At 51.7% G+C, this 2,876-nt stretch carries 2 rRNA genes; both read left to right on the plus strand.

The annotated features are described in order from the left end of the window. Positions 1–2,626 (plus strand): 23S ribosomal RNA (locus tag Q8W32_RS16455); the annotation flags it as partial. A gap of 166 nt (positions 2,627–2,792) precedes the next feature. After that, positions 2,793–2,876, plus strand: a 5S ribosomal RNA gene (rrf, locus tag Q8W32_RS16460); the annotation flags it as partial.

The raw sequence follows: 2,876 nt of genomic DNA on the forward strand, positions 1-2,876 counted from the left end.
TAGCCCTTAAGCAATCTTGTAGTTAGTAGAAGGCTCTGGAAAGTGCCGCCATAGTGGGTGATAGCCCCGTATACGAAAACTTATAGATTGTGAAAACGAGTAGGTCGGGACACGTGTTATCCTGACTGAACATGGGGGGACCATCCTCCAAGGCTAAATACTCCCAGATGACCGATAGTGAACTAGTACCGTGAGGGAAAGGCGAAAAGAACCCCTGTTAGGGGAGTGAAATAGACCCTGAAACCGCGTACGTACAAGCAGTGGGAGCCGACTTGTTCGGTGACTGCGTACCTTTTGTATAATGGGTCAGCGACTTAATGTTAGTGGCAAGGTTAAGTGTTAACGGAGCCGTAGCGAAAGCGAGTCTTAACTGGGCGTCCAGTCGCTAGCATTAGACCCGAAACCGGGCGATCTATCCATGAGCAGGTTGAAGGTGCCGTAACAGGCACTGGAGGACCGAACCCACTCCCGTTGAAAAGGTAGGGGATGACTTGTGGATCGGAGTGAAAGGCTAATCAAGCTCGGAGATAGCTGGTTCTCCTCGAAAACTATTTAGGTAGTGCCTCATGTATAACCACCGGGGGTAGAGCACTGTTAAGGCTAGGGGGTCATCCCGACTTACCAACCCTTTGCAAACTCCGAATACCGGTGAGTTCAATCATGGGAGACACACGGCGGGTGCTAACGTCCGTCGTGAAAAGGGAAACAACCCAGACCGTCAGCTAAGGTCCCAAAGTTACAGTTAAGTGGGAAACGATGTGGGAAGGCCCAGACAGCTAGGAGGTTGGCTTAGAAGCAGCCACCCTTTAAAGAAAGCGTAATAGCTCACTAGTCGAGTCGGCCTGCGCGGAAGATATAACGGGGCTCAAACTGTACACCGAAGCTACGGATGCGTATTCATACGCATGGTAGAGGAGCGTTCTGTAAGCCGTTGAAGGTCAAGGTGTGAACCAGGCTGGAGGTATCAGAAGTGCGAATGCTGACATAAGTAACGACAAGGGGAGTGAAAAACTCCCCCGCCGGAAACCCAAGGGTTCCTGTCCAACGTTAATCGGGGCAGGGTTAGTCGGCCCCTAAGGCGAGGCTGAAGAGCGTAGTCGATGGGAAACAGGTTAATATTCCTGTACTTGTTTGTAGTGCGATGGGGGGACGGAGAAGGCTAGGCCAGCACGGCGTTGGTTGTCCGTGTTTAAGCTGGTAGGCAGAGATCTTAGGCAAATCCGGGATCTTTATGCCGAGAAGCGATGACGGTGACTCTACGGAGTCCGAAGTGGTCGATGCCATGCTTCCAAGAAAAGCCTCTAAGCTTCAGCTACAAATGAACCGTACTCTAAACCGACACAGGTGGGTAGGTAGAGAATACCAAGGCGCTTGAGAGAACTCGGGTGAAGGAACTAGGCAAAATGGCACCGTAACTTCGGGAGAAGGTGCGCCGGTTTTGGTGAAGGATTTACTCCGTAAGCTGAGACCGGTCGAAGATACCAGGTGGCTGCAACTGTTTATTAAAAACACAGCACTCTGCAAACACGAAAGTGGACGTATAGGGTGTGACGCCTGCCCGGTGCCGGAAGGTTAATTGATGGGGTTATCTCACGAGAAGCTCTTGATCGAAGCCCCGGTAAACGGCGGCCGTAACTATAACGGTCCTAAGGTAGCGAAATTCCTTGTCGGGTAAGTTCCGACCTGCACGAATGGCGTAATGACGGTCACACTGTCTCCACCCGAGACTCAGTGAAATTGAATTCGCAGTTAAGATGCTGCGTTCCCGCGGCTAGACGGAAAGACCCCGTGAACCTTTACTACAGCTTCACAGTGAACTTTGAATTGGCTTGTGTAGGATAGCTGGGAGGCTTTGAAGCGATGACGCCAGTTGTCGTGGAGCCAACCTTGAAATACCAGCCTGGTCAATTTGGGGTTCTAACTCAGGTCCATTATCTGGATCGAGGACACTGTGTGGTGGGTAGTTTGACTGGGGCGGTCTCCTCCCAAAGAGTAACGGAGGAGCACGAAGGTCGGCTAATCCTGGTCGGACATCAGGAGGTTAGTGTAATGGCACAAGCCGGCTTAACTGCGAGACAGACACGTCGAGCAGGTACGAAAGTAGGTCATAGTGATCCGGTGGTTCTGTATGGAAGGGCCATCGCTCAACGGATAAAAGGTACTCCGGGGATAACAGGCTGATACCGCCCAAGAGTTCACATCGACGGCGGTGTTTGGCACCTCGATGTCGGCTCATCACATCCTGGGGCTGAAGCCGGTCCCAAGGGTATGGCTGTTCGCCATTTAAAGTGGTACGCGAGCTGGGTTTAGAACGTCGTGAGACAGTTCGGTCCCTATCTGCCGTGGGCGTTTGAGATTTGAGAAGAGCTGCTCCTAGTACGAGAGGACCGGAGTGGACGAACCTCTGGTGTTCCGGTTGTATCGCCAGATGCATTGCCGGGTAGCTACGTTCGGACGGGATAAACGCTGAAAGCATCTAAGCGTGAAGCCTCCTTCAAGATGAGATCTCACTGGAACCTTGAGTTCCCTGTAGGGCCCTGGAAGACCACCAGGTTGATAGGTCAGATGTGTAAGCGTTGCGAGGCGTTGAGCTAACTGATACTAATTGCCCGTGAGGCTTGACCATATAACACCCAAACCGGGCTGTTATTAACGACCCAAGCCCTGAGCAACTGCTAGACAAAATGTTAAGAATCTCTCAAAAAACTCATGTATCCAACCTTATTTGGTGAACGCTGCCGGGTCGATCCTTCACAGGATCCCCTTAAGACAGACAACACCATAACAGTTTGCTTGACGACAATAGAGCTGTGGAACCACCTGAATCCATCCCGAACTCAGAAGTGAAACGCAGCATCGCCGATGGTAGTGTGGGG

Source organism: Oceanobacter sp. 3_MG-2023 (assembly GCF_030688925.1).
In the GTDB taxonomy this organism is placed as follows: Bacteria; Pseudomonadota; Gammaproteobacteria; order Pseudomonadales; family Oceanobacteraceae; genus Oceanobacter.